Raw genomic sequence first — 25,358 nt, forward strand, 5'->3', positions numbered from 1 at the left:
TATAAGTAGATACCCTTGTGGGGTATGTACTTAATTATGGGTATGAAGAAGGGAGTCTTGAAGATGGAATCATCACATCATACGAATAAAGCTCAATTCATGATGCAAATTACAGGGATGACCTGTTCTGCATGTGCATCTCGTATTGAAAAAGGATTAATACGGATGGAAGGTGTCATCGATGCAAATATCAATCTGGCATTGGAGAAAGCTTCGGTAAGTTATGACCCCAATCAGTTGAATACACAACAACTCGAACAGAAAATTATCGACCTAGGTTATGGAGTCATGAAAGAAACGATGGATTTCGAAATCACAGGCATGACATGTGCAGCGTGTTCCGTCCGTATCGAAAAGGGGCTTAATCGATTGGATGGCGTGTCACAAGCGCATGTAAACCTTGCTCTCGAGACAGCACATGTGGAGTACTCCCCAGGTACTGTGTCTGTTGATGATATTGTACACAAAGTAGATCAACTTGGTTATAAGGCTAGACCCAAACAGGAAGCTAAAGATTCTTCTGAACTACGTAAACATGAAATACAACGAAAAAAATGGATGTGGATCATCTCAGCTATATTATCTTTTCCATTGCTATGGTCTATGGTAGGACACTTCTCATTTACGCAATGGATCCCCGTTCCGGGATTATTCATGAATCCGTGGTTTCAACTCATCTTAGCAACGCCTGTGCAATTCATTATTGGTGCTCCATTCTATAAAGGAGCGTATAAAGCGCTGCGTAACGGTAGTGCTAATATGGATGTGTTGGTGGTGTTGGGAACGTCTGCGGCTTATTTCTATAGTCTATACCTAACGTTACAATCATTGGGAATGGGATCTATGGAACATAGCATAGAGATGTATTACGAGACGAGTAGTGTATTGATTACTTTAATCCTTGTGGGTAAATGGTTCGAGGCACTAGCGAAAGGCCGCTCATCCGAGGCGATCAAGAGTCTTATGGGTCTTCAAGCCAAGACGGCACTTGTTATCCGTCATGGTGAAGAAGTTCATATTGCAATGGATGAGGTTATTGTTGGAGATGTCATTATCGTGAAGCCCGGGGAGAAGATCCCGGTAGACGGACAAGTTATAGATGGTATATCTTCTGTGGATGAATCGATGCTAACCGGTGAAAGTATACCGATCGATAAGCAAATGGGAGATAAGGTCATTGGTGCAACCTTGAATAAGAATGGTGTTCTGCGTGTGGAGGCAACCAAGATAGGTAAAGATACGACATTAGCACAGATTATTCAGGTCGTAGAAGCGGCACAAGGCTCTAAGGCACCTATTCAGCGGATTGCTGATGTGATATCAGGAATATTCGTACCGATCGTGGTAGCCATTGCTGTCTTAACATTTCTTGTCTGGTATTTCAAAATAGAACAAGGGCAATTCGCGAGCGCCTTGGAGAAGGCTATTGCAGTTCTAGTTATTGCTTGTCCTTGCGCACTCGGTCTGGCAACGCCAACATCGATTATGGCTGGATCGGGTCGTGCTGCGGAATTCGGAATTCTATTCAAGGGTGGAGAACATTTAGAATCTGCGCAGGGCATTGAGGTTGTGGTATTAGATAAGACGGGAACAATCACGAATGGTAAGCCTGTATTGACAGATATTCTTCCCATTGCGCCGATGACCGAGAGTTCGCTACTACGGATGACTGCTGCAGTAGAGAAGCATTCGGAGCATCCACTAGCAGATGCTATTGTGCATAGTGCCATTGAGCGAAGTAAAGGGTTACCATTACCCATTGCGAAGCAATTCGAGAATATGCCGGGATATGGTGTGACCGCATGGGTGGATGGTAGAAAAGTTGTTGTAGGTACACGAAAGCTGATGTCTGAGAAGGGCATAGACATGGGAACGGCGTATGAGGATATGAACCGGCTGGAGGAATCCGGCAAAACAGCCATGATTGTTGCTGTAGATGATAAGTATGCAGGTATTGTTGCTGTTGCGGATACGATCAAAGAAACGTCAAAGGAAGCCGTGAATAGACTGATTGCAATGAATATTGAGGTTGTTATGATAACCGGAGATAACAAACGTACAGCCAAGGCGATTGCCGAACAAGCGGGTATAACAAAGGTGTTAGCTGAGGTGCTTCCAGAAGGTAAAGCAGAGGAAGTGAAAAAATTACAGCAATCTGGTAAAATCATCGCCATGGTTGGAGATGGTATTAATGATGCCCCAGCTCTGGCCACTGCAGATATTGGCATGGCAGTCGGTACGGGTACGGACGTTGCGATGGAAGCGGCTGATATTACATTAATGCGCGGGGATCTAAATGCTGTAGCGGATTCCATTATGATGAGCCGTAGAACGATGAGCAATATTAAGCAGAACCTATTCTGGGCATTGGCTTACAATGCAATAGGAATTCCCATCGCTGCGGCTGGATTTCTAGCACCATGGGTAGCGGGTGCAGCGATGGCATTCAGTTCAATATCTGTTGTTCTTAACGCCCTACGATTGCAACGCGTCAAATTATAATCAGCGATTCTATCGATAGGATAGGATCCATAACTTAGTTAGATTCCATAAAATCGCTTCGTATTAGAGTAGATCATCTTATTTGCAATTTCTATGTTCATATGGTGGATTTGACTCCAAGTTTCAATGACGTTAGATACCATCCGTGGATGAGTCAACTGTCCAGTAAAGGGTCCGTCGAAAGACCAAGGTCCATCCGTTTCTGCCATAACCTGATCTATAGGATAGCGGCGAGCTAATTGTTGAATCTCAGATTCATATACAATATCTGGTGTGAAGGATATATAGTAACCGTTATTAGCCATGCGGTCTATCGTGTCTACAGAACCCTTAAACCAGTGGAAATGTGCTTTAGTAACAGCGTATTGTTCAAGTAAACGGCAGGCTATATCTGCATCATCATAGACGGCATGTAGAATAATCGGTTTATCGTATGTCCTAGCAAAAGCTATAAACTGTTCTAATAAGTCAATATACGGAGACTGGTCGAAGGACTGACCAGTCTCTTTGGCTTCTAATTCTGAATAATAGGGCAACCCAACTTCACCTACGGCAATCATATCTTTGTGATGATCTGACATCCAAGATAACAGTTCGGAAATCTCTTCTGGTGTCGGAGGAGCTTGTTCTGGGTGAAATCCAAAGGCAGGATGTACCAAGTTAGGATACGCTCGTGCAAGTGCAAGATTTCGTTTACTGGAGAGTAAATCCATGGATACAGCGATGACTCCATCAACATTGTCATTGGGTAGCTCTCCAAGGGGTATCGATTGCTCTTCACTATATAAATCAAGGTGAATATGGGCATCAATGAATGGCGTATTAATAGTTGTGTTCAAATCGAATAACCTCCAGTTGGTATGAAATTATTTATAGAGCTTATTATGATACTAGATATGAATCTTGCTTTGTTCTTCTTTCATCCATTGCGATATGTCCCTTTTTAATTTCAAAAAGGTGGCATCTTCCGTATGTTGCTCTGTTCGTGGCCTAGGTAATGGGACATCTACTACTTGTAATATCGAACCTGGACGATTGGAGAATACATAAATGCGATCGGATAGCAGTAAAGCTTCCTCGATATTATGTGTGATGAATAAGACGGAACGTTGATTCTCTTCCCAAATATTAAGTAGCCAACGCTGCATATCACTTCGTGTTAGTGCATCTAAAGCGCTGAAAGGTTCATCAAGACAGATGAGTTCCTCCGGACTAAGAAGTGCGCGTAGAAAGGCAACACGTTGTTGCATTCCACCTGATAACATATGAGGATAGGCTCGTTCAAATCCCGATAGACCTACTTTTGCAAGCCAGGATTTTGCTTCTTCACGTGCTTCTTTCTTGGAGGTACCCTTTATCTCCTGAGCTAAAATGACATTATCTTCAATGGTTCGCCATGGGAATAACGCAGGTTGTTGCGGCATGAAGCTAATATGACCTCGTTCACCTGTAACTTGACGGCCCTTCATCCATACTTCCCCAGCATCAGGTTGAACTAATCCACCAATAATATGAAATAATGTACTTTTACCGCATCCTGAAGGGCCAACAATAGAGACGAACTCTCCTTTATTCACTTGAAGGGAAACATCATTCAGTACCGAAAGTGATTGTCCTTTGTTATTGAAGCTTTTATGAATATGATTCACCTGTAGCGCGTGCGATATTGAATGAAGAGGATCATTCGGCTTATAGTCTATCGGTATATGAGATTCTAATATAAGAAACACGCCCTTTATGTGATTAGTTTCGGAATCGATCTAATTAGTTGTCTTTGTATCGTTCCAACGAATGAGCCACTTTTCTAATAAGCCTATAACTGCGAACATCAATAGGCTAATAACAACAATAATAGAGATAGCAACGAACATGCGGTCTGTGCGATAGCTAGCTTTCTGTAGCATCATATAATATCCAATTCCCTTATCTGATCCGATCCATTCAGCAATAACTGCACCCATAACGCTATATGTCGCAGCAATCTTGATACCTGAGAATACAGCAGGGATGGAGTACGGAAGTTCCAGCTTCATGAAGATTTGACGTTTGCTTGCTCCAATCATTCGCATATAGCTGAGCATCATAGGATCGCTTTGCTTGAGTCCACCCATCGTAGCAATAGCGACTGGGAAGAAGCAGACGAGAGTAATCACAATGATCTTGGGAAGAAGCCCAAAGCCGAACCAGATCATCAATAACGGAGCCAGAGCAATGGAGGGTACATTTTGACTAAGAATTAAGATAGGATATAGAGCTGATTTAAGAAAAGGGATCGTATGTAATATAATGGCGACCAGAAGTCCTATCGATGTTCCAATGAAGAAACCAACACTCGTTAATTTAACTGTGGCAAAGGTATGTTTCCATAAAGTACTGGATTGAGTGAGCGCTTCTTGAGCGATATTATAGGGTGATGGAAGAATCCACTTTTCCAATTCGAACAGGGATGTACATAACTGCCATACGATTAATAGAAAGAAGACCGCCACGAAGGGCGGCCAGATTTTGTTCCACGACAATCTCATGGGCGATATTTCTCCGTTAACTTATCCATACTCACACCGTTTGGATTATGTCCGATCTTGATCTGTGAAATAACACTTGGGCTTCCCGCATCGATGAGCGCTGCATGCATATCTCTTACAATATCTAATAATTGATCGAGGTCACCCTCCATGGTTGTCTCCATTGGATGAACTTCATATTTCACGCCAGATTGTTGGATTACCTCAATTGCACGATCTACATAAGGAATGTAATCTTCATTTCCTGGTGTTCTTGGAATGACTTGAATACTTAATAGTGTGTTGGCCATCATATTTACTCCCTTTCGAATTTAAAGTTTAGTTTATTTATATTTAATTGGGTAAGAACTCATTGGTGTATGCCTTGGTGATATCAATCTCTTTCTCCAGTAGGTCAAGGCTTAACAACCAGTCTGTGTAGCCACTCCATACCTTTGGTTTCTGTTCGCCCCAACGTGGTGCATCATCCGTGTAACGGGGGCTCAACCATTTCTGACTAGCAATCACTAGTTCTTTGTCTAAGTCAGGGACTGCCTTAATTAATATCTCTGCAGCTTCTTCGGGCTTATCAATCGCATACTGATATCCTTTGGATGTAGCTTTAAGGAATGCCTTCACAAGCTCTGGTTCATCCTGAATCTGTTTCTCATTCGTAACAATGACAGGTGTGTAGTAGTCTAATTCGGTAGCGTAATCCTTTACGTATAACATATCTAAAGGTTCGTTGCGTAGCTCTGCTTCAATACCGGTCCAAGCATAGAAGATCCATGCGAAGTCGATATCTCGCTTAACAGCTGTGAAATAATCTGCATCTCCCATATTGACCATCTTCACCTTGTCGTAATCAGCATTGTTAGTTTTCATGATAGAACCCATGACAGCTTCTTCTATAGGAGAACCCCATCCGCCGTAATTTTTATTCTCGAAATCTTTAGGGGTTTTAATATTTCGATCCACAGGTGCTGCGAATCCAGAAGTGTTATGTTGAATAACCGCTGCAATGGACACTAGCGGTACATCTTGTGTTCTTGCCACGGTTACACCCTCTTGATAGCTGATGCCAAAAGGTACGGCACCTGAAGCAACCATCGTGTCAGCGCCACCCGCACCAGGTGGGATGATCTCGATACTTAGACCTTCTTCTGTATAATAACCTTGGTCAATAGCGACGTATAGTCCCGTATGATTTGTATTAGGAGTCCAGTCCAAAGCCACTTTGATGTGTCGTAATTCTTTTGTATCTTTCGCTGAGGTACTTTGTTCATTCTTACCTTCTCCACAACCCGCTATAACAAGAATTAGCATGGATGTGAACAGTAATGATAATAACGTTCTCTTTCTCACTTGTCTCTCTCCTTTGTTGGACGTATGGTTTGGCGTCCTATTTGTATTCGACAAAAAAAACGTCCCATCATCGGGACGCTTGTGTGCGTAAGAGTAGATATGTACATGACATATCACAGAGATTCCTACGCTGGCATTATCCAGATCAGGTATATGGGTCAGTGTCTGTGGGACACAATCTCAGCCGGCCAATTCCAGCACCCCAGGTACAATATGAAGTTTTAGACTTCTGCCCCAGTATAGTCCAACACGGCACAGCTGTCCAGTAAGAAATTCATGAGATGATGATTCTTATTTGATTAGGTGGGTACAATACAAGGGATAGTCTTATTATTACAACACGAGGAGAGGGAAGGGAATCCATATGAAGAATTTGGAGATTGAGCAAGAAATCACGAAGGTCCTCGACCGAAATAAAATATGTGCTCTTGCAACGATTGAAGGAAATAAACCGAAGCAAAGGTATATGGTTTTGTATAATGAAGGATTAAGCATTCATCTCGTGACTGATCGCAGAACGCAGAAGGTAGATGAATTACAGCACAATCCCAACATATCCTTACTTGTTGGATATGACATTGGGGGTACGAAGGAAGTCGTTGAAGTTGAAGGCACTTGTTCGATCTCAACGAATGAATCGTTGAAGGAGAAATGTTGGAATGAAGACTTGAAGAAGTGGTTCGATGGACCAAAGGATCCGAATTATGTCATCCTTGATATTCATGCGGAACATATTCTTTACTCAGATAAAGAAGGTAACCAAAAGAAATGGATTGACTAATACAGCAAGACCCTTGTAGCAGAATATCTGCCGCAAGGGTCTTATTTATTCGTTATTTGATACTAGCCTTGATATGACTCAATCCATTTATCGAATAGGTAGTTCCGTAAACACTCACATTCACAGGTACATCGGTCTCATTCGTAACGGTAATCTCATGCTCGCCAACGGTTACTTTAAGCCGTGAATGACGGAACATAACTTTGAAGGAGAATGATTTCCAATGACCAGGATTGAATGGATTCAAATGAAGCATACCATCCTGTACACGTAGCCCCCCAAATCCATGAACAACAGACATCCATGTCCCAGCCATACTTGTTGTATGACAACCATCTTCGGTATCATTGTTATAATTGTCCAAGTCTAGACGAGATGTACGAAGGTACATTTCGTAGGCTTTATCTGTATACCCAAGTTCGCAGGCAAGGATCGAATGCACACAAGGTGATAAGGATGATTCATGGACAGTTAATGGCTCGTAGAAATCGAAGTTACGTTTAACGGTATCCAGATCGAATTGGTCTCGAAGCGTGAATATACCTTGCAACACATCCGCTTGCTTAATATAAGCAGAACGAAGGATACGATCCCAAGACCATTGCTGATTTAACGGTAGGTTAGAAGGGTCGAGATCTTTAACCGGCGTTAGGTCTTTATCTAAGAAACCATCTTGTTGTAGAAATACTTGACGTTCCTCATCGTATGGATAGTACATTTTATTAATAATATCCCGCCATTTAGCAGTCTCTTCTTCCTTAAGCTGTAATTTGGCAATAATCTCTTGATATCTAGAGGATTCCTTCTCCTGTAACTGATCCAGCACTTCTAGTGTGTATTTCAAAGTCCAAACGGCAATGCTATTGGTATACCAGTTATTATTGACATTATTCTCATATTCATTAGGTCCAGTAACACCTAACATCATATATTGGTCTTTGGCAGGGACATAATTGACACGTTCTTCCCAGAACCTAGATATTTCAGCAAGCACTTCAAGACCATATTGTCCTAGATAAGAAGTATCCCCTGTGTAATTGACATAGTTATAAATAGCATAAGCAATGGCACCATTACGGTGTATCTCTTCAAAAGTAATCTCCCATTCGTTATGACATTCTTCTCCGTTCATCGTCACCATAGGATATAATGCACCTTTAGTAAATCCAAGCTTCTTCGCATTTTCTTTTGCTTTTTCCAAGTGCTTATAGCGGTACACCAATAGATTTCGTGCAATGGATTCATCCGCTGTGCTTAGGTAGAAGGGAAGACAGTAAGCTTCGGTATCCCAATACGTACTACCACCATATTTCTCGCCTGTAAATCCTTTTGGACCGATATTGAGTCGATCATCTTCTCCGTTATACGTCTGATTAAGTTGGAAAATATTGAATCGAATAGCTTGTTGTGCTGCCACATCCCCTTCGATAACGATATCACTTTCGCTCCATTTAGCGTCCCAAGCGGTGATATGCTCTTGAAGTAAATGATCGAATCCAGCATCCATAGCAGATTGAAGAATGTTACGACCTACGCTCGGTAGTAGATCAGGTTCATGATCTCTAGAAGTAACATTGGCTACATATTTATAAAGAACAACTTGTTCATTGGCTTGTAGATCTAATTGTAATGTGTGTGCGACATATTTCTCTTTATCCGTTAGTTCTGGTGAGATCGTCACAGGTTGATCATTCTTCGATACCGTGTAACTCATCACAGACGTAACATGGAAATCAAGTTTCTTGGTTTTGATCGTTAGTGTAGCATCTGCAGATGTAACTTCTTTGGATACTTCCAACCAGAACTTCTCATCGTAATTGGAATCCTTATTCGAGACATCACCATCAAGATATGGCGTTAATCGAATGGATCCATTGAAATTTAACGGAGTGACAGCATATCGGATCGCACCAATTTCTCGACGAGCGATACTAACGAATCGTACGGATGAGATTTGCACTTCTTTTCCATCGGGAAGTATGGCAATGAGGCTTCTCGAAAGTGTCCCTTCCTTCATATTCAGTTCACGAACGAAATCCTTCACCTGACATACCGCCAGATCTAGAACGATATCATTGATCACAACATCGATCCCAATCCAATTGGTGGCATTTAATACTTTGGCGAAATATTCAGGATAGCCATTCTTCCACCAACCGACTCGCGTCTTATCTGGATAGTAAACCCCTGCCATGTAACTGCCTTGTAATGAAGAGCCTGTGTATACTTCTTCAAAATTTGCACGTTGTCCCATATATCCATTCCCAATACTGAAAATACTCTCCGATATTTCGTGGTTTGTTGGATCAAAGCCTTCCTCAATAATGCTCCAAGGGTCTAATTGTAAGTATTGTTTCATGTTTGATCTTCTCCTTTTGATGTTAGTTGGATCGAGGTAACTTATATATTGGACATCATATGCTGTAATTTGTCGTAGGAGATCTCCTCTAGTGAAGAAATCACGAATTCTGCCTGATTGAGCGATCCCGCAGGACCAATGCCAATGGTACGCATTCCTGCACGTTGTGCGGCTTCAATACCAGACTCCGCATCTTCGAATACGACACAATGTGAGGAATCGACTTGTACGGCTTGTGCACCAAGGTTGAATACTTCCGGATCTGGCTTAGCATTAGTTGTCTTGGTACCATCAATAATGGCATCAAAGTATGGAACTAGGTTCGCATTGTTGAGTATAGTCATGGCATTCTTACTAGCAGAACCAAGAACAACCTTTATCCCGTTATCCTTCAATTCTTGAAGGAAAGCTCGTGAACCAGGCAAGAGCTCTGAATCATCCATTGTGGAGATGGATTCCACATACCAGTTATTCTTCTTTTCAGCGAGAGCTATCTTGCTGTCTTCATCAAGTTGAAGATTGCCTACTTCTAGTAATATATCCAGTGAGGCCATCCGGCTCACGCCTTTTAGTCTTTCATTATCTTCCACAGTAAATACAAACCCCAGTTCATCTGCCAGTCTTTTCCAAGCTAAAAAGTGATATTTGGCTGTGTCCACGAGGACACCATCGAGGTCAAATAAACAGGCATGAATAGGTTGATTAGTAGGTTTCATAAATCATTCTCCTTTACTGTGCAAACGTTTGTACTCTCAAGAAAAATAATAATGAAGCTTAATTTGCTTCATCAATATTCCAAAAATATATAGGTCAGGCAAGTAAATATTAGCGATATAAAGTCATTATAGCAGAGAAGTCTTGATTACAAAAGCCAGTTTAGTATTTCATCAAGAGACAGGGTTCATGGAAGACTCGCGAACGACAAGTCGATGGGATATAATATGTCTTTTTTGAAGATCATTGTCTCCCTCTTGTCGGATGGATTGAATCAAGGCTTGAGACGCTGTATACCCTAAATTATAGATACCAATATCGATACTACTGATCGGTGGAGTGGAGAGTTCAGAAATAGAAATATTATTGAAGCTGACGATACTGAGATCATCTGGGACTTTGAATCCTAGCTCGTGTAAACCACGGAGTACACCAAATGTGACGAGGTCATCAACCACGACTAAGGCTGTAGGACGTTGAGGCAAATTCATGAAGAAGGACATCGCTCGATAGCCGCTTTCTTGTAAGAATTCTCCTTCAACAATCCAGTCTTTACGCATCTCGAGGCCTGCTTCTTCGAGCGCGCGTCGATAGCCTTTTAGGCGATCCATGGATACAACATGATGGGGAGGACCACTGACAAATCCAATACGTTTATGACCAAAGTTGATTAAGTGTTTCGTAGCATCATATGCAGCTTGAATATTATCATTATCAACCGATAATAGATCTGGATATTTATCGCTACGCCCAATTAACACAAATGGATGATGATTACTGTGTAGAAATTCGACAACAGGATCATCTTTTCGGGAATATAGAAGAATGGCTCCATCGACCCTTTTCCCGTTAATGAGCCTTGATACAACATCAATCTCTTCTTGCTCGCTTCCTCCCGAACTAAGTACGACATCATAACCAGAACGATTGGCTTGTGTTACAATACCTCGAACTAACTCCATAAAAAATGAATTCAAGAATAGCTCTTCAGCAGATTTAGGCAGAATAACGCAAATACTATTGGTTGTCTTAGAGACAAGACTCTGAGCTAAAATATTGGGATAATACCCCATTTCATCTAGAATAACCTTTACTTTACGAGAAGTCTCAAGGCTTATTCTAGGGTGGTTGGATAGGACTCTAGATACGGTGGAGGGCGACACACCGGCTCTTTTTGCGACATCTTTTATTGTTACAGACATAATAACCTCCAGGATGAGACCGTTTGCTAATAGTATTTCAAATAAAGCGTGTTTTAAATATTTATACTGGTCTAATCTTAATCTAATGTCGTGATCTTGTAAATCATGATGAGACGGTCCCGGTAGTTAAATATAGTAAATAACTGTTGCCACATGCCATGCAAACGGTTTTTCTATGAAAATTGAAGAATTAACTAATTTCGATTAGGAAACAGGCGAATTCATAGGAAAATCTACGGTTCATATCCAAATTAGCGAGAATATGGCTGTTTACAATAAGTAGTTGTGTATGTTTTAATCACATTGTAAGCGATTTCATATATAGTCATGTTTGTTTTTACAAACGTTTGCACAATCATATCGACATCACTGTTTCATGACAATTCAAGAGAGTCCACACAGAAATTGATATGAGTACAAGCGGATTAAATGATTTAAATGTAGTACTTAACGATTAAAGGGGGAAATTATTTATGAGAAAATCACTAAAGCTACTAACAATCTGTTTGACACTAATTTTTCTAATCTCAGCATGCTCAGGAAATACAAATTCACCTGCAAACACAACAGCTGGTAACAACACACCAACGAATCAAGGGACTACTGAACCAACGGTTGATCCAGCAGTCGATGAGGATATTGTTCCTGAAGATGGCGCGAAGTTGATTGTCTGGGAAGGTGTGGATGAGCAAGCATTTATTGAAGAAATGGCTAAAGAGTTCACCGCTAAATATAATATCCCTGTTGAGTTCCAAGAAGTTGGATCAGGGGACCAGATGGCTAAGGTCAAAACAGATGGCCCAGCTGGTTTAGGTGCAGACATCATGGTCATGCCACATGATCATCTTGGAGAAGCGGTGGCAGCAGGAATTATTCTTCCTAATGATTATTATGAAGAAGATACAAAGGCTAATTTCAGCCCAATCGCGATCAATGCATTGACGATGGACGGTGTTCTATATGGATATCCACGGAACATGGAGACGTATCTACTCTATTACAATAAAAGTCTAGTGACAGAGGCTGACTTATCCTCATGGGACAATATTATCAAGTTCTCTAAAGGGTATAACGACGTGAAATCTAATAAATTTGGGTTCATGTGGGAAGTGAATAACTGGTATTACAACTATGCCTTCATCGCAGGAAATGGTGGTTATACATTTGGTAAAGATGGAACGGATCCATTGGATATCGGAATCAATACACCTGAAGGTGTTGAAGCAATGAAGTTCTATCAAACATTACGTGAAGCATTGCCAATTAAAGCAGCGGATGCAAGTGGCGATGTGAAGACAGAGTTGTTCCAATCCGGTAAATTACCAATTAACTTAGATGGCATTTGGCAAATGGGGAACTTCACACAAGAGAAGTTAGGTTTCGAAGTTGGAGCTGTTCCTATGCCTCCAATGCCTAACGGCAAGAGCCCGAAGCCATTTGCGGGTATTAAATCTTACTTTGTAAGTTCATTCTCACAATATCCAAATGCAGCGAAGTTGTTCGTTCATTACGTAACTTCACAGGAATCATTGTCGAAGGAATACACGATGACTGGCATTATCCCTGCTCGTAATGGGATGGAGGACGATGCCGCCATTCAAAAAGACCCGCGCGCGCAAGCATTTATCGAGCAGTTCAAAAATGTTGAGGCTATGCCTGCCATTATAGAAATGCGTCAGGTATGGGGACCGACTACAGCAGCTCTAGAACCGATCTGGAATGGTGAAGATGTACAGAAAGTTCTTGATAAAGCAGTAGCAGATATCAAGGTGGGCATTGAGCAACAAGGTAAAGAATAATGATTGAATGATAGTAGTGAGGGTTGTCTCAACCATGAGACAGCCCTCACTAAAATGAATAAGCATGAGGTGAAATATATGAAGCGTAGAACAATCGCTCCCGTTCTATCAGCCGTCATTATGGGGTTAGGTCAAATCATAAATAGACAATATCTGAAAGGGTTATCGATGTTGTTACTGTTTATTATGGGGCTTTATTATTCTATGACGAATCTAGGTAGTGCGTTGTGGGGGCTATATACATTAGGTGAAAAAGCTCAGCATCTAGAAAAGGTCGGTAGAATTAATAAAATGGTGCCTGGAGATCACTCCATCTTTTTGATGGTTGAAGGGTTAATCGTTCTATTCCTCATCATGTTATTCCTAATAGCTTATATTCTGAATATTCGTGATGCGTATAAAACGGCCATAGAGATCGAAAAGGGTGCTCAACCTAAGAGTTTTGCACAGACTTTAAAAGACTTAGGGGAGGAGAACTTCCCGCTGCTCATTATTTCCCCACAGCTTATCTTTTTATTTTTCTTTACGATTTTACCGCTTATATTCTCAGTTCTGATCGCTTTTACGGACTATTCCTCACCCAAACATATACCACCAGCTAACTTAGTTAATTGGATCGGCTTTGATACCTTTAAGAATCTATTTACGCTCAGTACTTGGGCGAATACGTTTTATGGTGTCTTTGTATGGACGATATGTTGGGCGATTCTATCCACGGTAAGTTGTTTCTTCGGTGGGTTCATCATTGCTGTTATTTTGCAACAAAAAGGGATCATGTTTAAGAAATTCTTTAGAACGGTATATATGCTTCCATTTGCTATACCGGGGTTCGTTTCCTTGCTTATCATGCGCAACCTGTTTAATGCTCAATTTGGACCGATTAATCAGTATCTCAAGTTTTTTGGGATTGATGGTCCGGCTTGGTTATCCGATCCAACGTGGGCGAAGGCAACGATTCTGTTAGTCAACTTTTGGCTTGGGTTTCCTATTTCGATGCTGATGATCACAGGGATCTTAACAACGATTTCGAGAGATTTATATGAAGCAGCGGAAATTGACGGAGCCAATGGATTTCATAAATTCCGTATGATTACTTATCCTTCGGTGATGTTTGCTTTATCTCCGATTCTCATAGGCCAATTTGCGGGTAACTTTAATAACTTTAACGTTATTTATTTGATGACCAATGGTAATCCAGTGAATAGTGAATATCAATACGCAGGACATACCGATATTCTAATCACTTGGCTGTATAGCTTATCTATTAACAATGGTAAATATAATTTTGCTTCCGTTATAGGTATTATCATCTTTATCATCTTAGCCTCATTCTCGATATACAATTTCCGTAGATCACGCTTTTATAGAGAGGAGGACACATTCCAATGATGAATAAACATAAGCTTAGACGTTTCATAGGGTTAACTATTAGTCATGTTATCCTTGTTATCATTGCGATATTTGCTATTTATCCCGCTCTTTGGGTCGTTCTATCCTCTTTTCGTCCTGGTACATCTTTGTTTAGTGAAACCTTTCTGCCTACAAAGTGGACCATCGTTCACTATAAGGAGTTATTTCAGAACTTTCCTTTCGCCAAGTGGTACATGAATACGTTAAAGATCGCAGTAGTCTCCACCATATTCAGTACAACATTTGTGCTACTGTCGGGTTATGTATTTTCACGGTTCCGTTTTAAGGGTCGCAAAGGCATCATGACATCTCTATTCGTTGTAGGCATGTTCCCATCTTTTATGAGTATGATTGCTGTATATATTCTATTGTTAAATTTGAATTTATTAAATACGCATTCAGCACTAATCTTCGTATACTCTGCGGGTGCAATCATGGGATACCTATTGGTGAAGGGTTATTTCGATACGATTCCTAAGAGCTTAGAAGAATCTGCAAGATTAGATGGCGCAGGACACTTCAGAGTGTTCTTCAGTATCTTTTTGCCGCTATCCAGGCCATTAATTGTCTTTCTAACCGTAACTTCTTTCGCGGGTGCCTTTAACGATTTCATCTTTGCACAAATGGTGTTGAGAACGAAGGAACAGCAGACGCTCGCTGTTGGCTTGTACAATATGGTTAATGCGGCATTCGCTACACAATTCACGATCTTCGCAGCCGGTTGTGTATTGGTTGCTCTACCGATCACGATATTATTTATGGCTATGCAGAGATTCTTAGTTGAAGGTTTGACAGCAGGAGCTGATAAAGGATGAGGACAAAAGGTAAGATTACTGGCACTATGTCTAGGCTGCTGTTGATTGGCATGATCGTGTCTCTTTTGAGCAGTTGTTTAACACCAAATGGGAACTCATCGGTAGGTAATGACGCCGTAGATCAGACGAGTCAACTGGAAACGTCTAAGGACAAAGGCGTAACAGAAGAGGTTACACAACCTTTTGTCAATCTAAAGACGGTGGATATGGGGAAAAGCGACGGTGTCTTTTATGAAATCTTTGTTCGCTCATTCTATGATAGTGACGGGAATGGTGTAGGCGATTTCAATGGAATTACGCAACAATTAGACTATTTGGTTGACCTTGGTATCGAAGGCATTTGGTTGATGCCTATCAATCCATCCCCTTCCTATCACGGTTATGATGTCACTGACTATTATGATGTGAATGCAGATTATGGAAGTATGGAGGATTTCAAGGTATTGCTGGATGAAGCCCATCAACGTGGGATTAAAGTGATTATGGATTTAGTTGTCAATCATTCTAGTGATAAGCATCCATGGTTCTTGGAATCATTGAAGAGTAAGGATAACCCTAAACGTGATTGGTATATGTGGGCAGAAGATCAAGGTCTGGATAGTAATACACTAGGGGCTTGGGGTCAACATGCATGGCATAGATCGAACCAAGATCATTATTTAGGCATTTTTTGGGAGGGTATGCCGGATCTGAACTTGGATCATCCTGAAGTTAGGGAAGAGTTCGCCAAGATAGGGAAGTTCTGGTTGAACCTGGGACTGGATGGGTTTCGATTAGATGCAGCCAAACATATCTATGAAGACTTTCAGCATTCGGTTGCTGATACGCAAGTCGTGAAGAAGAACCAAGAATGGTGGCAAGAGTTCCGAGAAGCACTTGAACCAATAAATCATGATGCTTATTTGGTTGGGGAAGTGTGGGATTCTGCTGCTGTAGTCGGTCCCTATCTAGATAAAGCCCTAAATTCAGCGTTTAATTTCGATCTCGCTAGTAAAATCGTTACATCGGCACGTACAGAAAAGGCGACCGATATTGTATCTACTATGGTCAGAGAATATGACTATTTCAGTAAGCAATCCGCTGGGCAATTCGTCGATGCCACCTTTTTAACGAATCATGACCAGAACCGTGTGATGACTGAAATGAAAGGCAATGTGGATCACGCTAAAATGGCAGCTTCCATTCTACTTACATTCCCAGGGAATCCCTTCATTTACTATGGAGAGGAAATTGGAATGCTTGGTGCGAAACCGGATGAACGTATTCGGGAGCCTATGATATGGAGTAGCGATGCTAAAGGGAAAGGGCAGACCAGTTGGGAATTATCCTTACACAAAGAAAATGTCATTCCTGTAGACGAGCAGATGGAGGATCCCAATTCTCTATTCAATCACTATAAACAGTTGATTCATTGGCGGAAGCAACACGAGGTGCTACGTGATGGCGGAATTCTGCCTTACAAGGTCAATAATCCCAATATCATGGCCTATGTTCGTGCCTTGGAGGATAAACGAATGCTGGTCGTTCATAATCTATCGGGAAAAGCACAATCGATTCCATTAGACAACGACCTATACGGAAGCATCAAAGAGATTGTGAGCACAACGACATCGGATGCGCAACTTGCAGGCAACCAACTCCAATTGCCGCCATATAGTACAGTAATCTTGCAGTAAGTAATTGAATAGAATGAGGGTGCTGTCCCATAAGTCAAGAAAATGGCTAGGAGGACGCTCCGCGAACGGAACATTTCTCCAATCGCTGTGGTCTCCGAATTTCCGGATTAAAACCGCTCAGCGTTTGAAATTCGGAGACAGCTTTTGCTTTCGTAGTAGCTTTCCTTTGGAAAGCTTTTAGGCGACCGCTATCGCTTTTACGAAATCGTTCCGTCCTCTGCGCTACTTTAAGCAGACTTTCGCACCATCAACCGTTTCCGTTCCGAAAGAATGCGGGATGTTCTCGAATCGGTATTTACTGCGGTTCTTCAATTTCTAGCTAAAGAAAAATACGCTTATCTAAACAACGGAAGAAGAACCGGGGATCCCGAAGATTTCCGCTTCGCGGCATGAAAAAGTGACGGTTGAGGTCGGTTGGCTTTCACTTGCCCACAATCTACTGAAACAAGCTGCGAATGATCAAAAAAAGCAGCGATCCTCCAATAACGGAAGAATCGCTGCTTTTTTGACTTTTAACTTTTTGAGAATGGAGAGAACTGGTCTTCACTTGTAGAAAATCTACTTATGGGACAACCCCATATATTCTGAACGTTATTTCCCAGCTTTCAAGACAGCATAACCATAGGCAGGTAAATCCACTGAAAGTGAACCTTTCACAGCATGTATCTCTTCACCTGTAATGATATCTACCCAGTCAGCCTGAGTAACAGTGGTCTTCATCGTTTGCTTGGTACTTTCATTATTCATCATAATGACGAAGTAGTTCTCGTTGTCTTCCCGAACGTAGGCCAATGTATGGCTACCTTCTTCGGAAGGGAGGAAGGTAAACTTTCCTGTTCGTAATGCACTGTAAGATAGACGCATTTCAATAATCTTCTGATAGAAAGCAAAGAGTTCCAGGTCCTGCTTCTTAGGATCCCATTCCATACATTTCCGACAATCCGGGTCAGGTCCACCCGTAAGTCCAACTTCAGAGCCGTAGTAAATACATGGTGCGCCCGTAAAGGTGAATTGGAATAGGGTTGCCAGTTTCAATTTACGCTTATCTCCATCACATAGAGTGATTAAACGAGCAGTATCATGACTATCCAGCAGATTGAAGGTCACTTCATTCGATTGACGAGGATAACGTGGCATCTGTTGACCGAGTGCATTGGAGAATCCTTGTGAGTCAGAGGTTCCTTCAACGAAGAAATCAAGTACGGCATTCGTGAATGGATAATTCATGACCGCATCGAATTGATCCCCTTGCAACCAGTTAGAAGAATCATGCCATATTTCACCTAGAATATAGGCTTCTGGATTGGCCTTCTTCACAACTTGACGGAACTCTCTCCAGAACTGATGATCCACTTCATTCGCCACATCGAGTCTCCAACCATCGACCCCAATGTCCTTAATCCAGAATTCAGCTACTTGTAGTAAATAGGACTTTACTTCTGGATTCTCCGTATTTAGCTTAGGCATTAGAGGTTCAAATGCAAACGTATCATAACTAGGAATGCCATTCTCAACGGTAATTGGGAATTGACGAACATGGAACCAATCTTTATAGCGAGATTTCTCTCCATTCTTCTGAACATCAATAAACGGAGCGAACGTTCTGCCCGAATGATTGAAGACAGCATCAATGAGAATTCGAATGCCGCGTTCATGGAAAAGTTTAACCAATTTCTTCATCAGAGCGATATCACCGAAATGTGGATCAATCTGCATATAATCTTCCGTATCATATTTATGGTTCGTAGTTGCCGTGAATAAAGGCGTGAAATAAACCGCATTAATACCAAGCTTACTAAGATGATCGATATGATCGATGACCCCTTGTAAATCACCACCAAAGAAATTATCTCGTTCAGGCGTACCACCCCATGGGAGTGTACCTTTTGGATCATTGGTAGGATCGCCATTGGCGAATCGTTCCGGGAATATTTGATAGAAGACAGCATCTTTAACCCAATCAGGTGTCTCAAACACATCGACCGCGTTAATGAATGGGAACTCGAACAACCGGTCTGGATTGTCCGGTGCTTCTTTTAAGAATGTATACTCGGTCATCCAATAGATCTCATCTGCTTGTTGCAACATAAAGCCATATCTTAGACGTCGGTAGGGAGGTACAACTTCACATTCCCAGTAATCATACATGTCATCTGATGATAGAATACGCATAGGGATGTTCACCAAGGTGCGATCCCATGCATATTTGTCACCTGCGAATACCGAAACGCTGTCTACATCATTTTTTTTGGTTCTGATTCTAAGATGTATCGTCTTGGCATCATAAGCATAGCACCAGCTATGTTTCGGACCGTGATATACAGCTTCTAATAACATCATAAACATCTCCTTTTTTTCACATAAAAAAGTACAACACAAGACTAAAATAGTCGAGGTTGTACCTTTGGTTAGGGTAACATTGCCTTTTAATTTGGTGGTCATGCATGAACGAATAGCAATAATGATTTCTACTTAACTATATCACATGATCTAAAGTTGGAGCAATCTACTTAGTATAACGAAGTTCATTTCATCATTTTTCTTTTACTGAATGACTCGTTTGTACTCTTTTAGCATAAATACACGCCAATGTACGATCATCCCAAAGGCCAGAATAAAGAACAGAGATCCAGTCTGTGGAATGGATATGTATCGTTCAATAATCTGATGGAGTAGTAAGCGGACAGCTAGCATTCCAAGCAAAATAAAGATAAAGCTTTTGGAACGATCTGTGTAGACTTGATCATCTACAACTTTGAAACGAGTACCACGGATGAGTGGATATGAGAATACGAACCATCCTAGAAGAAAAGACACAAGAGCCCACCAAATTGGAATATGTGTCATCGGTACGACGAACATAAAGAAGCCAGTGGACATCCCAATGGGAGGGATAACGATCTTTTTTATGGTAACAGGGGTATTGCTTGTCTTGGTACGAATAAATATCGCAAATAAAGCCATAATAGCCGTTCCTAAAGTGATGACAAGCTGTACCGTTGGGTTATTAATATCGAACACCGCAAGACCCCTCCTTTCCTTAATGTATGAAGTAAGATCATTATATCATAGCGTTAATTATTAATATAAATAAGAACGGATGCCAAACTTGACAATTATAACTGTGATGCATACACTTACAGATGATAGGGAGCGATGAAATGAATAGTGAGTTTAATATTGCCGTCCATTGTTTAACCCTTCTTAGCTTAATAGAGGATAATATGGCTAATAGTGATGTTATTGCTAAAAGCGTATGCACTCATCCAGCTCGTGTACGGAAAGTGCTTGGATTGCTTCGCAAGCAAGGGTATGTCACGACGAAGGAAGGTGTTGGTGGTGGGTATTTATTGAATGTGAATACTGCCGACGTTACGCTTGGTGATTTATATCGTCTACTTGCCCAAGGTTCACTTCAACCCAGTTGGATATCTGGAGGGGGAGAGTCACTTTGCGTAGTATCAGAACATATTCAAGAAATCATGGATCAAATATACAGTAGTGGCGAATCGGCACTTGAGCGTCATTACAACACCATCACATTACAAGATATCATACGAGATATTCAAGCGAATACTAAATAATGATGTTCTTGAATAAGCAAGGATCACAGCTCCGCGTCGAAAGGAAATGCCTCCAATGTTACGGATGCGTTCTAACGACTGCGGAGCTATTCTATATATTCGTATCTGTGTATGTTCATCAATTATCGTCTTGTTGACGTTGATCATCACCTAAGAAGTCACGACCGGCATAAGGTCGGTCCTTACGTGTACGTGTAGTGTTAAAGCCAAATCCAGCAACATAGAGTATCACTTGTATAGCAACAATATAAAGGGCTGATTGTAGTCCCAATACGTGGAATAAAGCAGCTATAGCAATAAATAGATAAAGAATGGTATGGACAAAATGATATGATTTACGACGAGTATACATGAACAACAGGTATATAGAAGCTGTTGCTACAAGATAAGAAATATATCGAGCCCATGCATTCATAATTAACCAATGGGAGGATTCCCAACTGGATAATTCCGATAACGTATCTGAGAGTTGTAAACTCGACATAACAATAGATGTCACGGCTGCAAATGGTAAGGCAGGCTTTAATAATAACCAGAAGCTAAAACCCCAACTCGGACGATCCCATTTTCGTAACAACATACGATGGTCCTCAATCAGTCTATTCACCTCACGCATCCACACATTATACAGCATCGATAATCGTGATGGATCTCGCTCTTTTATGTAGGCATTCATATGTTCATGTAAGTCTTGTGTAAGCATGGGTGCGGCCTTGCATTCTTCCAGTAAGAAGACTAAATGACTGACATCCTCGGTACTCGGGTGATCATCGTCGATCATTTCTCCAAGAGGGCCGGTGACCCGACTATACAATATTAATGATTCATGTAATCGTTCTAATTGCTCTTTTCTTGTCATTCTTAAATGTAGAGCTGTACGTATATACATCCATATAAATAAAATAATAGCTATAGAAGCCATTATGATCCCTTCCATAGATGTAGAGAAGCTATGGATAAATTCCTGGATTGCAAGGGACAACGTGATCCCCCCTTCATTTTTTTCTATCTCCACTATTGCATAAGAATATTGATAATACAAGAATATAGAAGACGCTAACCCGTGAAAAGAAGTGTATCATGAAGCTTAAGATGGTAAGATACTAAGGCGAATCTTGAAGTGGTGTATATAACGTATGATGAGATTAATACTAGGAAGAAGGAATGCACGATGAATCAAACTAAAGTGGTGTTATTCGGAGCCAGTGGAAGTATAGGACAGCTTATTATGAAGGAAGCACTTGATCGTGGGTATGAAGTAACTGCTGTAGTACCTGATCAGACCCAAATGCCAGAATTATTTGAGAATCTACATGTCGTTGAAGCACAATCCTTGGATTGTGATCGTATCGCAGCATTATCTGAAGGTCATCAAGCCATCATCAGTGCATGTATTCCTGAGCGGGGTTCGGAAGATGACTTCTTGATACTAACCCAAGCCCTTGTTGAGGTGACAGATCGTTGCAAGATATCTCGACTGCTTGTCGTCGGTGATGCGGGTACTCTTATAACATCCTCTGGTTACAAGTGGATGGATATGCCAGACTATCCGTCAGAATCCAAATCGTTAGCGATCGCCAACGAACAGGCTTATGACATATTGCGTAAATCTGATGTGGATTGGACATATTGTAGCCCGCCAAGCGTGCTTACCTCAGGACGTCGTACGGGCCAATTCAGAATTGGAATGGATATGCTTATTCTAGATGAAGGCGATAGAAGTATCATCTCTGCAGCGGATTATGCGGTGGCCTTCATCGATGAACTGGAAGATCCGTATTTCGTTCGCGCAAGATTTACTGTGGCATACTAAACAGTCACAAAATGTAAACACAATAGAGCGCTTACACCATTAACATTATTGTGTTTACATGATATAATGAAAGCGTAATCAAAAGCATATAGCAGGCAATCCTTGCTGTATCCCTTCGTAGCTAAGAATGGATCACTGACGGCAGGGCAGGCTTGCATCCATTCGAGGGGGTCGAAGTTAATGTATGAAGGATTTATCGAAATGCAGCGCGTAGTCACTCGTGTTCAGTACTCTAGAGATCAAGGCCCTAACCAAGAAGAGTATCACCGTCTTGAATATGCAACGGAACGTAACAACTTGCACACACCTGAACGAACAGGCGCTAAAGAAGAATCGATATGTGATAAACCAATGAAAGTAACAAGTTGGTGGAGACATTAATCATAAGTTCTATAATAGCGTATAATAAGGGTATAATGAAAAGGGCTATCAACCATAGATGTACTATGGTTGATAGCTCTTTTAGGTCAATCATTTATATGTACAGATCGTTACACTTGGCCGAACAACAACTTGTGAAGAGAAGGAGAATGCCAACATGTCAAAGGTAGTTATTATAAACGGTCATCCCGCAATGACCTCAAGACTTCATTCCATTATTGATTATTCAGAGAATATTCTTACTCAGTCAGGATTTGAAGTATCACGAATCGATATAGCTAAGCTACCTCCCGAAGATCTTATTCATACCAAATTCGAAAGTGAATCGATCGTGAAAGCCAACGGTCTATTGGCAGAGGCCGATGCTGTCATTGTGGCAAGCCCGGTATATAAAGCTTCTTATACGGGTGTGCTAAAGACCTTTCTAGATCTCGTACCACAAAAGGGGTTTGCCGGTAAGATTACATTACCTTTGTTCATTGGCGGAAGCTTGGCACATCTACTAACAATTGACTATGCGCTCAAGCCAGTCTTGTCTGCATTAGGTGCAAGGCATATTCTAGGTGGTGTCTACACGGTAGATTCTCAGGTTGTGCGAACGGATGAAGGTAAGATGGAGATTGCTGAAGAGCTACAGCTGCGTCTGGATGTGGCATTGGAAGAGTTAGCTATGGAGACTCGGCTCAGAAGCGAACATAAGCAATAAGATACCAAAGAAAGAAACTACATTGAATTCCTTACGTTCATAGAGAACTGACTTTCTCCCGTGACCACAGTGTAGTTACTAAAACAGGACAATGAATGAAGGATGAATAAAAATATAATCGGATATAGTCACGTAAGTATTCTAACGGAAGCAGAGGACCTTATTTTGCAGAAATAGTACATTTCAAATTCTAAGAGAACTGAGCGACCCTATTTGGCCTTTTCCTCTGTATTTAGGTTGTTTATTTGCATATAGAGGTGTGTGCTTCCGTTAGAATTTTATAGAGTTATGTTTTCGCGAAATAGTGTCTGTGTGTGCCGTTAGAATTTCAATTAAATGTTCATTGAGAGTAGAATAAAAGAAGAGGGTGGGTATGGAGCATAAGCCCCTTCCCACCCTCGCTAGTTATTAAGATCATACTTCTTACAAATCGTCAAACCCGTTATCGTCGCCTACTTTACCGTAGTTGCGAGATTTGGCTTCAAAGAAGTCAGTCTTTGTAGAATTTAGAGCATCATCAGAGAACGGCTTAATCCACGGCATACAATTCACATCGACACCTTCATAAGCTTTGTCCATTCCCATTAATGTAAGACGTTTATTCGCTGTATATTTGATGTAATCCTCTAATTCCCTTAGATCGATACCACGAATGTTGCTGAGCGTGTAATGCGCCCAATTCGTCTCTAGTTGAACAGCTTCATCCATTGTTCGGTACACATAAGCCATGTTCTCTTGCGTGTTGAGTTCTGGGAAGTCCACAAGTAGCTGCTTGAATACCTCAGCGAAGAAATAACAGTGTTGATTCTCATCACGTTGAATATAAGAGATCATCTGACTTGTACCCATCATCTTCTGATCGCGAGCTAAGTTATAGAAGAATGCAAACGTACTATAAAAGAAGATACCCTCAAGAATTAAATCTGCAACCATCGCATGGAAGAACGTCTGTGGCGACTGTTCATCACGGAAGCTTTGATAGATATCTGAAATGAAACGATTGCGTTCTAGAAGAACGGGATCATGCTTCCAATATTCGAATATTTCCTTCTGCTCCTGATCGGAGACAATAGATGACAGCACATACGAATAGGATTGGTTGTGCACAACTTCTTGTTGAGCAATAATTGCTGAGATCGCTTCTAGCGAGGAATCTGTGAAATATCTCTTCACATCTCCAACGAACATCGTCTGCATCGAATCTAATACAGCAAGTAGTGAGATGTTAATTTTGAACACACGCTGCTCCTCAGGATCCAATCCTGCGAACTGTTGTGCATCCTTAGACATTGGAATCTCATCCGCGATCCAGTGGTTTAACAATAGTACCTTATACAATTTATACATATGAGGCATACGAATATCGTTCCAGTTCAGAATACCGGAACATTCACCCTGAATAATTCGAGTCGATTGGTTAGGTGCTTCTGTATTAAAAATTTGTTGCAATTTCATTTCTATTACTCCTTTATCAATAATACTTGTATTCTTCCGTATTCGCGAAGCGAACAGGATGCGTAGCTCACAAAGTCAGAGCTACTCGCCACGAAGTGAAGCGGGTCCCACCGTAACGTATTCGCGAAGCGAACAGGGGGGGGACGATAAGCGCTCCTAGCTCGAGACTCTCCTCATATCCAGCGCCGAACTCCCTCACTCCACCAAATAGTTTCGGGTGTCCAGAGGGCAGGGCCCTTAGGGCCCTCCTGAAAGCTTCCGTTGGGAAGCTCACTTCGAAAGCATATGCTTG

At 41.3% G+C, this 25,358-nt stretch carries 22 protein-coding genes and 1 riboswitch; of the genes, 10 read left to right on the top strand and 12 right to left on the bottom strand.

The features are described from left to right. Positions 1-63: 63 nt before the first annotated feature. Positions 64-2,502: a heavy metal translocating P-type ATPase gene (locus tag ACH8E3_RS11370; protein ID WP_458632758.1), complete on the top strand. Its 2,439-nt coding sequence runs from the start codon at positions 64-66 to the stop codon at positions 2,500-2,502. A gap of 38 nt (positions 2,503-2,540) precedes the next feature. Here the strand turns inward: ACH8E3_RS11370 and ACH8E3_RS11375 are convergent, their stop codons facing one another. The 5 genes from ACH8E3_RS11375 to ACH8E3_RS11395 form a co-directional block, all read right to left on the bottom strand. Beyond that, on the bottom strand, positions 2,541-3,341 hold the full coding sequence (locus ACH8E3_RS11375) for a TatD family hydrolase (protein ID WP_458632759.1): 801 nt from the start codon (positions 3,339-3,341) through the stop codon (positions 2,541-2,543). A gap of 51 nt (positions 3,342-3,392) precedes the next feature. Further along, a complete protein-coding gene (locus ACH8E3_RS11380) occupies positions 3,393-4,151 on the bottom strand; it encodes an ABC transporter ATP-binding protein (protein ID WP_458632760.1) in 759 nt (252 codons plus the stop codon). A gap of 111 nt (positions 4,152-4,262) precedes the next feature. After that, positions 4,263-5,027, bottom strand: coding sequence for an ABC transporter permease (locus tag ACH8E3_RS11385; protein WP_458632761.1), 765 nt, complete (start codon positions 5,025-5,027; stop codon positions 4,263-4,265). After that, the gene (locus ACH8E3_RS11390; RefSeq protein ID WP_458632795.1) at positions 5,024-5,317 is read right to left on the bottom strand and encodes an MTH1187 family thiamine-binding protein; all 294 of its coding nucleotides are present in this window, start codon (positions 5,315-5,317) and stop codon (positions 5,024-5,026) included. The genes ACH8E3_RS11385 and ACH8E3_RS11390 overlap by 4 nt, the downstream gene beginning before the upstream one ends. Positions 5,318-5,360: 43 nt before the next feature. Continuing rightward, positions 5,361-6,371 (bottom strand): ABC transporter substrate-binding protein, encoded by a 1,011-nt coding sequence (locus ACH8E3_RS11395; protein ID WP_458632762.1) that lies wholly within the window; start codon positions 6,369-6,371, stop codon positions 5,361-5,363. A 105-nt stretch (positions 6,372-6,476) separates the two neighbouring features. Continuing rightward, positions 6,477-6,586, bottom strand: a riboswitch (TPP riboswitch). A gap of 149 nt (positions 6,587-6,735) precedes the next feature. On the opposite strand from ACH8E3_RS11395, the gene ACH8E3_RS11400 reads away from it, so the two are divergent. Further along, positions 6,736-7,152: a pyridoxamine 5'-phosphate oxidase family protein gene (locus ACH8E3_RS11400; protein WP_458632763.1), complete on the top strand. Its 417-nt coding sequence runs from the start codon at positions 6,736-6,738 to the stop codon at positions 7,150-7,152. A gap of 52 nt (positions 7,153-7,204) precedes the next feature. Here the strand turns inward: ACH8E3_RS11400 and ACH8E3_RS11405 are convergent, their stop codons facing one another. The 3 genes from ACH8E3_RS11405 to ACH8E3_RS11415 form a co-directional block, all read right to left on the bottom strand. Then, the gene (locus ACH8E3_RS11405) at positions 7,205-9,511 is read right to left on the bottom strand and encodes a glycoside hydrolase family 65 protein (RefSeq protein WP_458632764.1); all 2,307 of its coding nucleotides are present in this window, start codon (positions 9,509-9,511) and stop codon (positions 7,205-7,207) included. Between the two features lie 41 nt (positions 9,512-9,552). Then, positions 9,553-10,227, bottom strand: a complete 675-nt coding sequence (gene pgmB, locus ACH8E3_RS11410) for a beta-phosphoglucomutase (protein ID WP_458632765.1) — start codon at positions 10,225-10,227, stop codon at positions 9,553-9,555. 171 nt (positions 10,228-10,398) lie between these two features. Next, a complete protein-coding gene (locus tag ACH8E3_RS11415) occupies positions 10,399-11,427 on the bottom strand; it encodes a LacI family DNA-binding transcriptional regulator (RefSeq protein WP_458632766.1) in 1,029 nt (342 codons plus the stop codon). 473 nt (positions 11,428-11,900) lie between these two features. On the opposite strand from ACH8E3_RS11415, the gene ACH8E3_RS11420 reads away from it, so the two are divergent. From ACH8E3_RS11420 to ACH8E3_RS11435, 4 genes are all read left to right on the top strand, one after another. After that, positions 11,901-13,226 (top strand): sugar ABC transporter substrate-binding protein, encoded by a 1,326-nt coding sequence (locus ACH8E3_RS11420; RefSeq protein WP_458632767.1) that lies wholly within the window; start codon positions 11,901-11,903, stop codon positions 13,224-13,226. Between the two features lie 78 nt (positions 13,227-13,304). Continuing rightward, on the top strand, positions 13,305-14,615 hold the full coding sequence (locus tag ACH8E3_RS11425) for a carbohydrate ABC transporter permease (protein ID WP_458632768.1): 1,311 nt from the start codon (positions 13,305-13,307) through the stop codon (positions 14,613-14,615). Further along, positions 14,615-15,451, top strand: a complete 837-nt coding sequence (locus tag ACH8E3_RS11430) for a sugar ABC transporter permease (RefSeq protein ID WP_458632796.1) — start codon at positions 14,615-14,617, stop codon at positions 15,449-15,451. Before ACH8E3_RS11425 ends, ACH8E3_RS11430 begins: the two co-directional genes overlap by 1 nt. Then, complete coding sequence (locus ACH8E3_RS11435; RefSeq protein ID WP_458632769.1) at positions 15,448-17,127, top strand: alpha-amylase family glycosyl hydrolase; 1,680 nt, start codon at positions 15,448-15,450, stop codon at positions 17,125-17,127. Before ACH8E3_RS11430 ends, ACH8E3_RS11435 begins: the two co-directional genes overlap by 4 nt. A 591-nt stretch (positions 17,128-17,718) precedes the next feature. Here the strand turns inward: ACH8E3_RS11435 and ACH8E3_RS11440 are convergent. Both ACH8E3_RS11440 and ACH8E3_RS11445 read right to left on the bottom strand, forming a co-directional pair. Further along, a complete protein-coding gene (locus tag ACH8E3_RS11440) occupies positions 17,719-19,464 on the bottom strand; it encodes an alpha-glycosidase (protein ID WP_458632797.1) in 1,746 nt (581 codons plus the stop codon). 207 nt (positions 19,465-19,671) lie between these two features. Continuing rightward, positions 19,672-20,148: a CcdC family protein gene (locus ACH8E3_RS11445; protein WP_458632770.1), complete on the bottom strand. Its 477-nt coding sequence runs from the start codon at positions 20,146-20,148 to the stop codon at positions 19,672-19,674. 140 nt (positions 20,149-20,288) lie between these two features. On the opposite strand from ACH8E3_RS11445, the gene ACH8E3_RS11450 reads away from it, so the two are divergent. Further along, positions 20,289-20,711, top strand: coding sequence for an RrF2 family transcriptional regulator (locus ACH8E3_RS11450; RefSeq protein WP_458632771.1), 423 nt, complete (start codon positions 20,289-20,291; stop codon positions 20,709-20,711). Positions 20,712-20,829: 118 nt separating this feature from the next. On the opposite strand, the gene ACH8E3_RS11455 is transcribed toward ACH8E3_RS11450, so the two are convergent. Beyond that, positions 20,830-21,693, bottom strand: coding sequence for a hypothetical protein (locus ACH8E3_RS11455; protein WP_458632772.1), 864 nt, complete (start codon positions 21,691-21,693; stop codon positions 20,830-20,832). 189 nt (positions 21,694-21,882) lie between these two features. Between ACH8E3_RS11455 and ACH8E3_RS11460 the strand changes: the two genes are divergently transcribed. The 3 genes from ACH8E3_RS11460 (at position 21,883) to ssuE (ending at position 23,611) form a co-directional block, all read left to right on the top strand. After that, complete coding sequence (locus tag ACH8E3_RS11460) at positions 21,883-22,524, top strand: NAD(P)-dependent oxidoreductase (RefSeq protein ID WP_458632773.1); 642 nt, start codon at positions 21,883-21,885, stop codon at positions 22,522-22,524. A 180-nt stretch (positions 22,525-22,704) separates the two neighbouring features. Further along, positions 22,705-22,905, top strand: a complete 201-nt coding sequence (locus ACH8E3_RS11465) for a hypothetical protein (RefSeq protein ID WP_458632774.1) — start codon at positions 22,705-22,707, stop codon at positions 22,903-22,905. A 157-nt stretch (positions 22,906-23,062) separates the two neighbouring features. Further along, positions 23,063-23,611, top strand: coding sequence for an NADPH-dependent FMN reductase (gene ssuE / locus ACH8E3_RS11470; protein ID WP_458632775.1), 549 nt, complete (start codon positions 23,063-23,065; stop codon positions 23,609-23,611). 423 nt (positions 23,612-24,034) lie between these two features. Here the strand turns inward: ssuE and ACH8E3_RS11475 are convergent, their stop codons facing one another. Then, positions 24,035-25,066: a ribonucleotide-diphosphate reductase subunit beta gene (locus ACH8E3_RS11475; RefSeq protein WP_458632776.1), complete on the bottom strand. Its 1,032-nt coding sequence runs from the start codon at positions 25,064-25,066 to the stop codon at positions 24,035-24,037. Between the last annotated feature and the right edge of the window lie 292 nt (positions 25,067-25,358).

It is taken from the genome of Paenibacillus sp. CMAA1364, assembly GCF_054373195.1.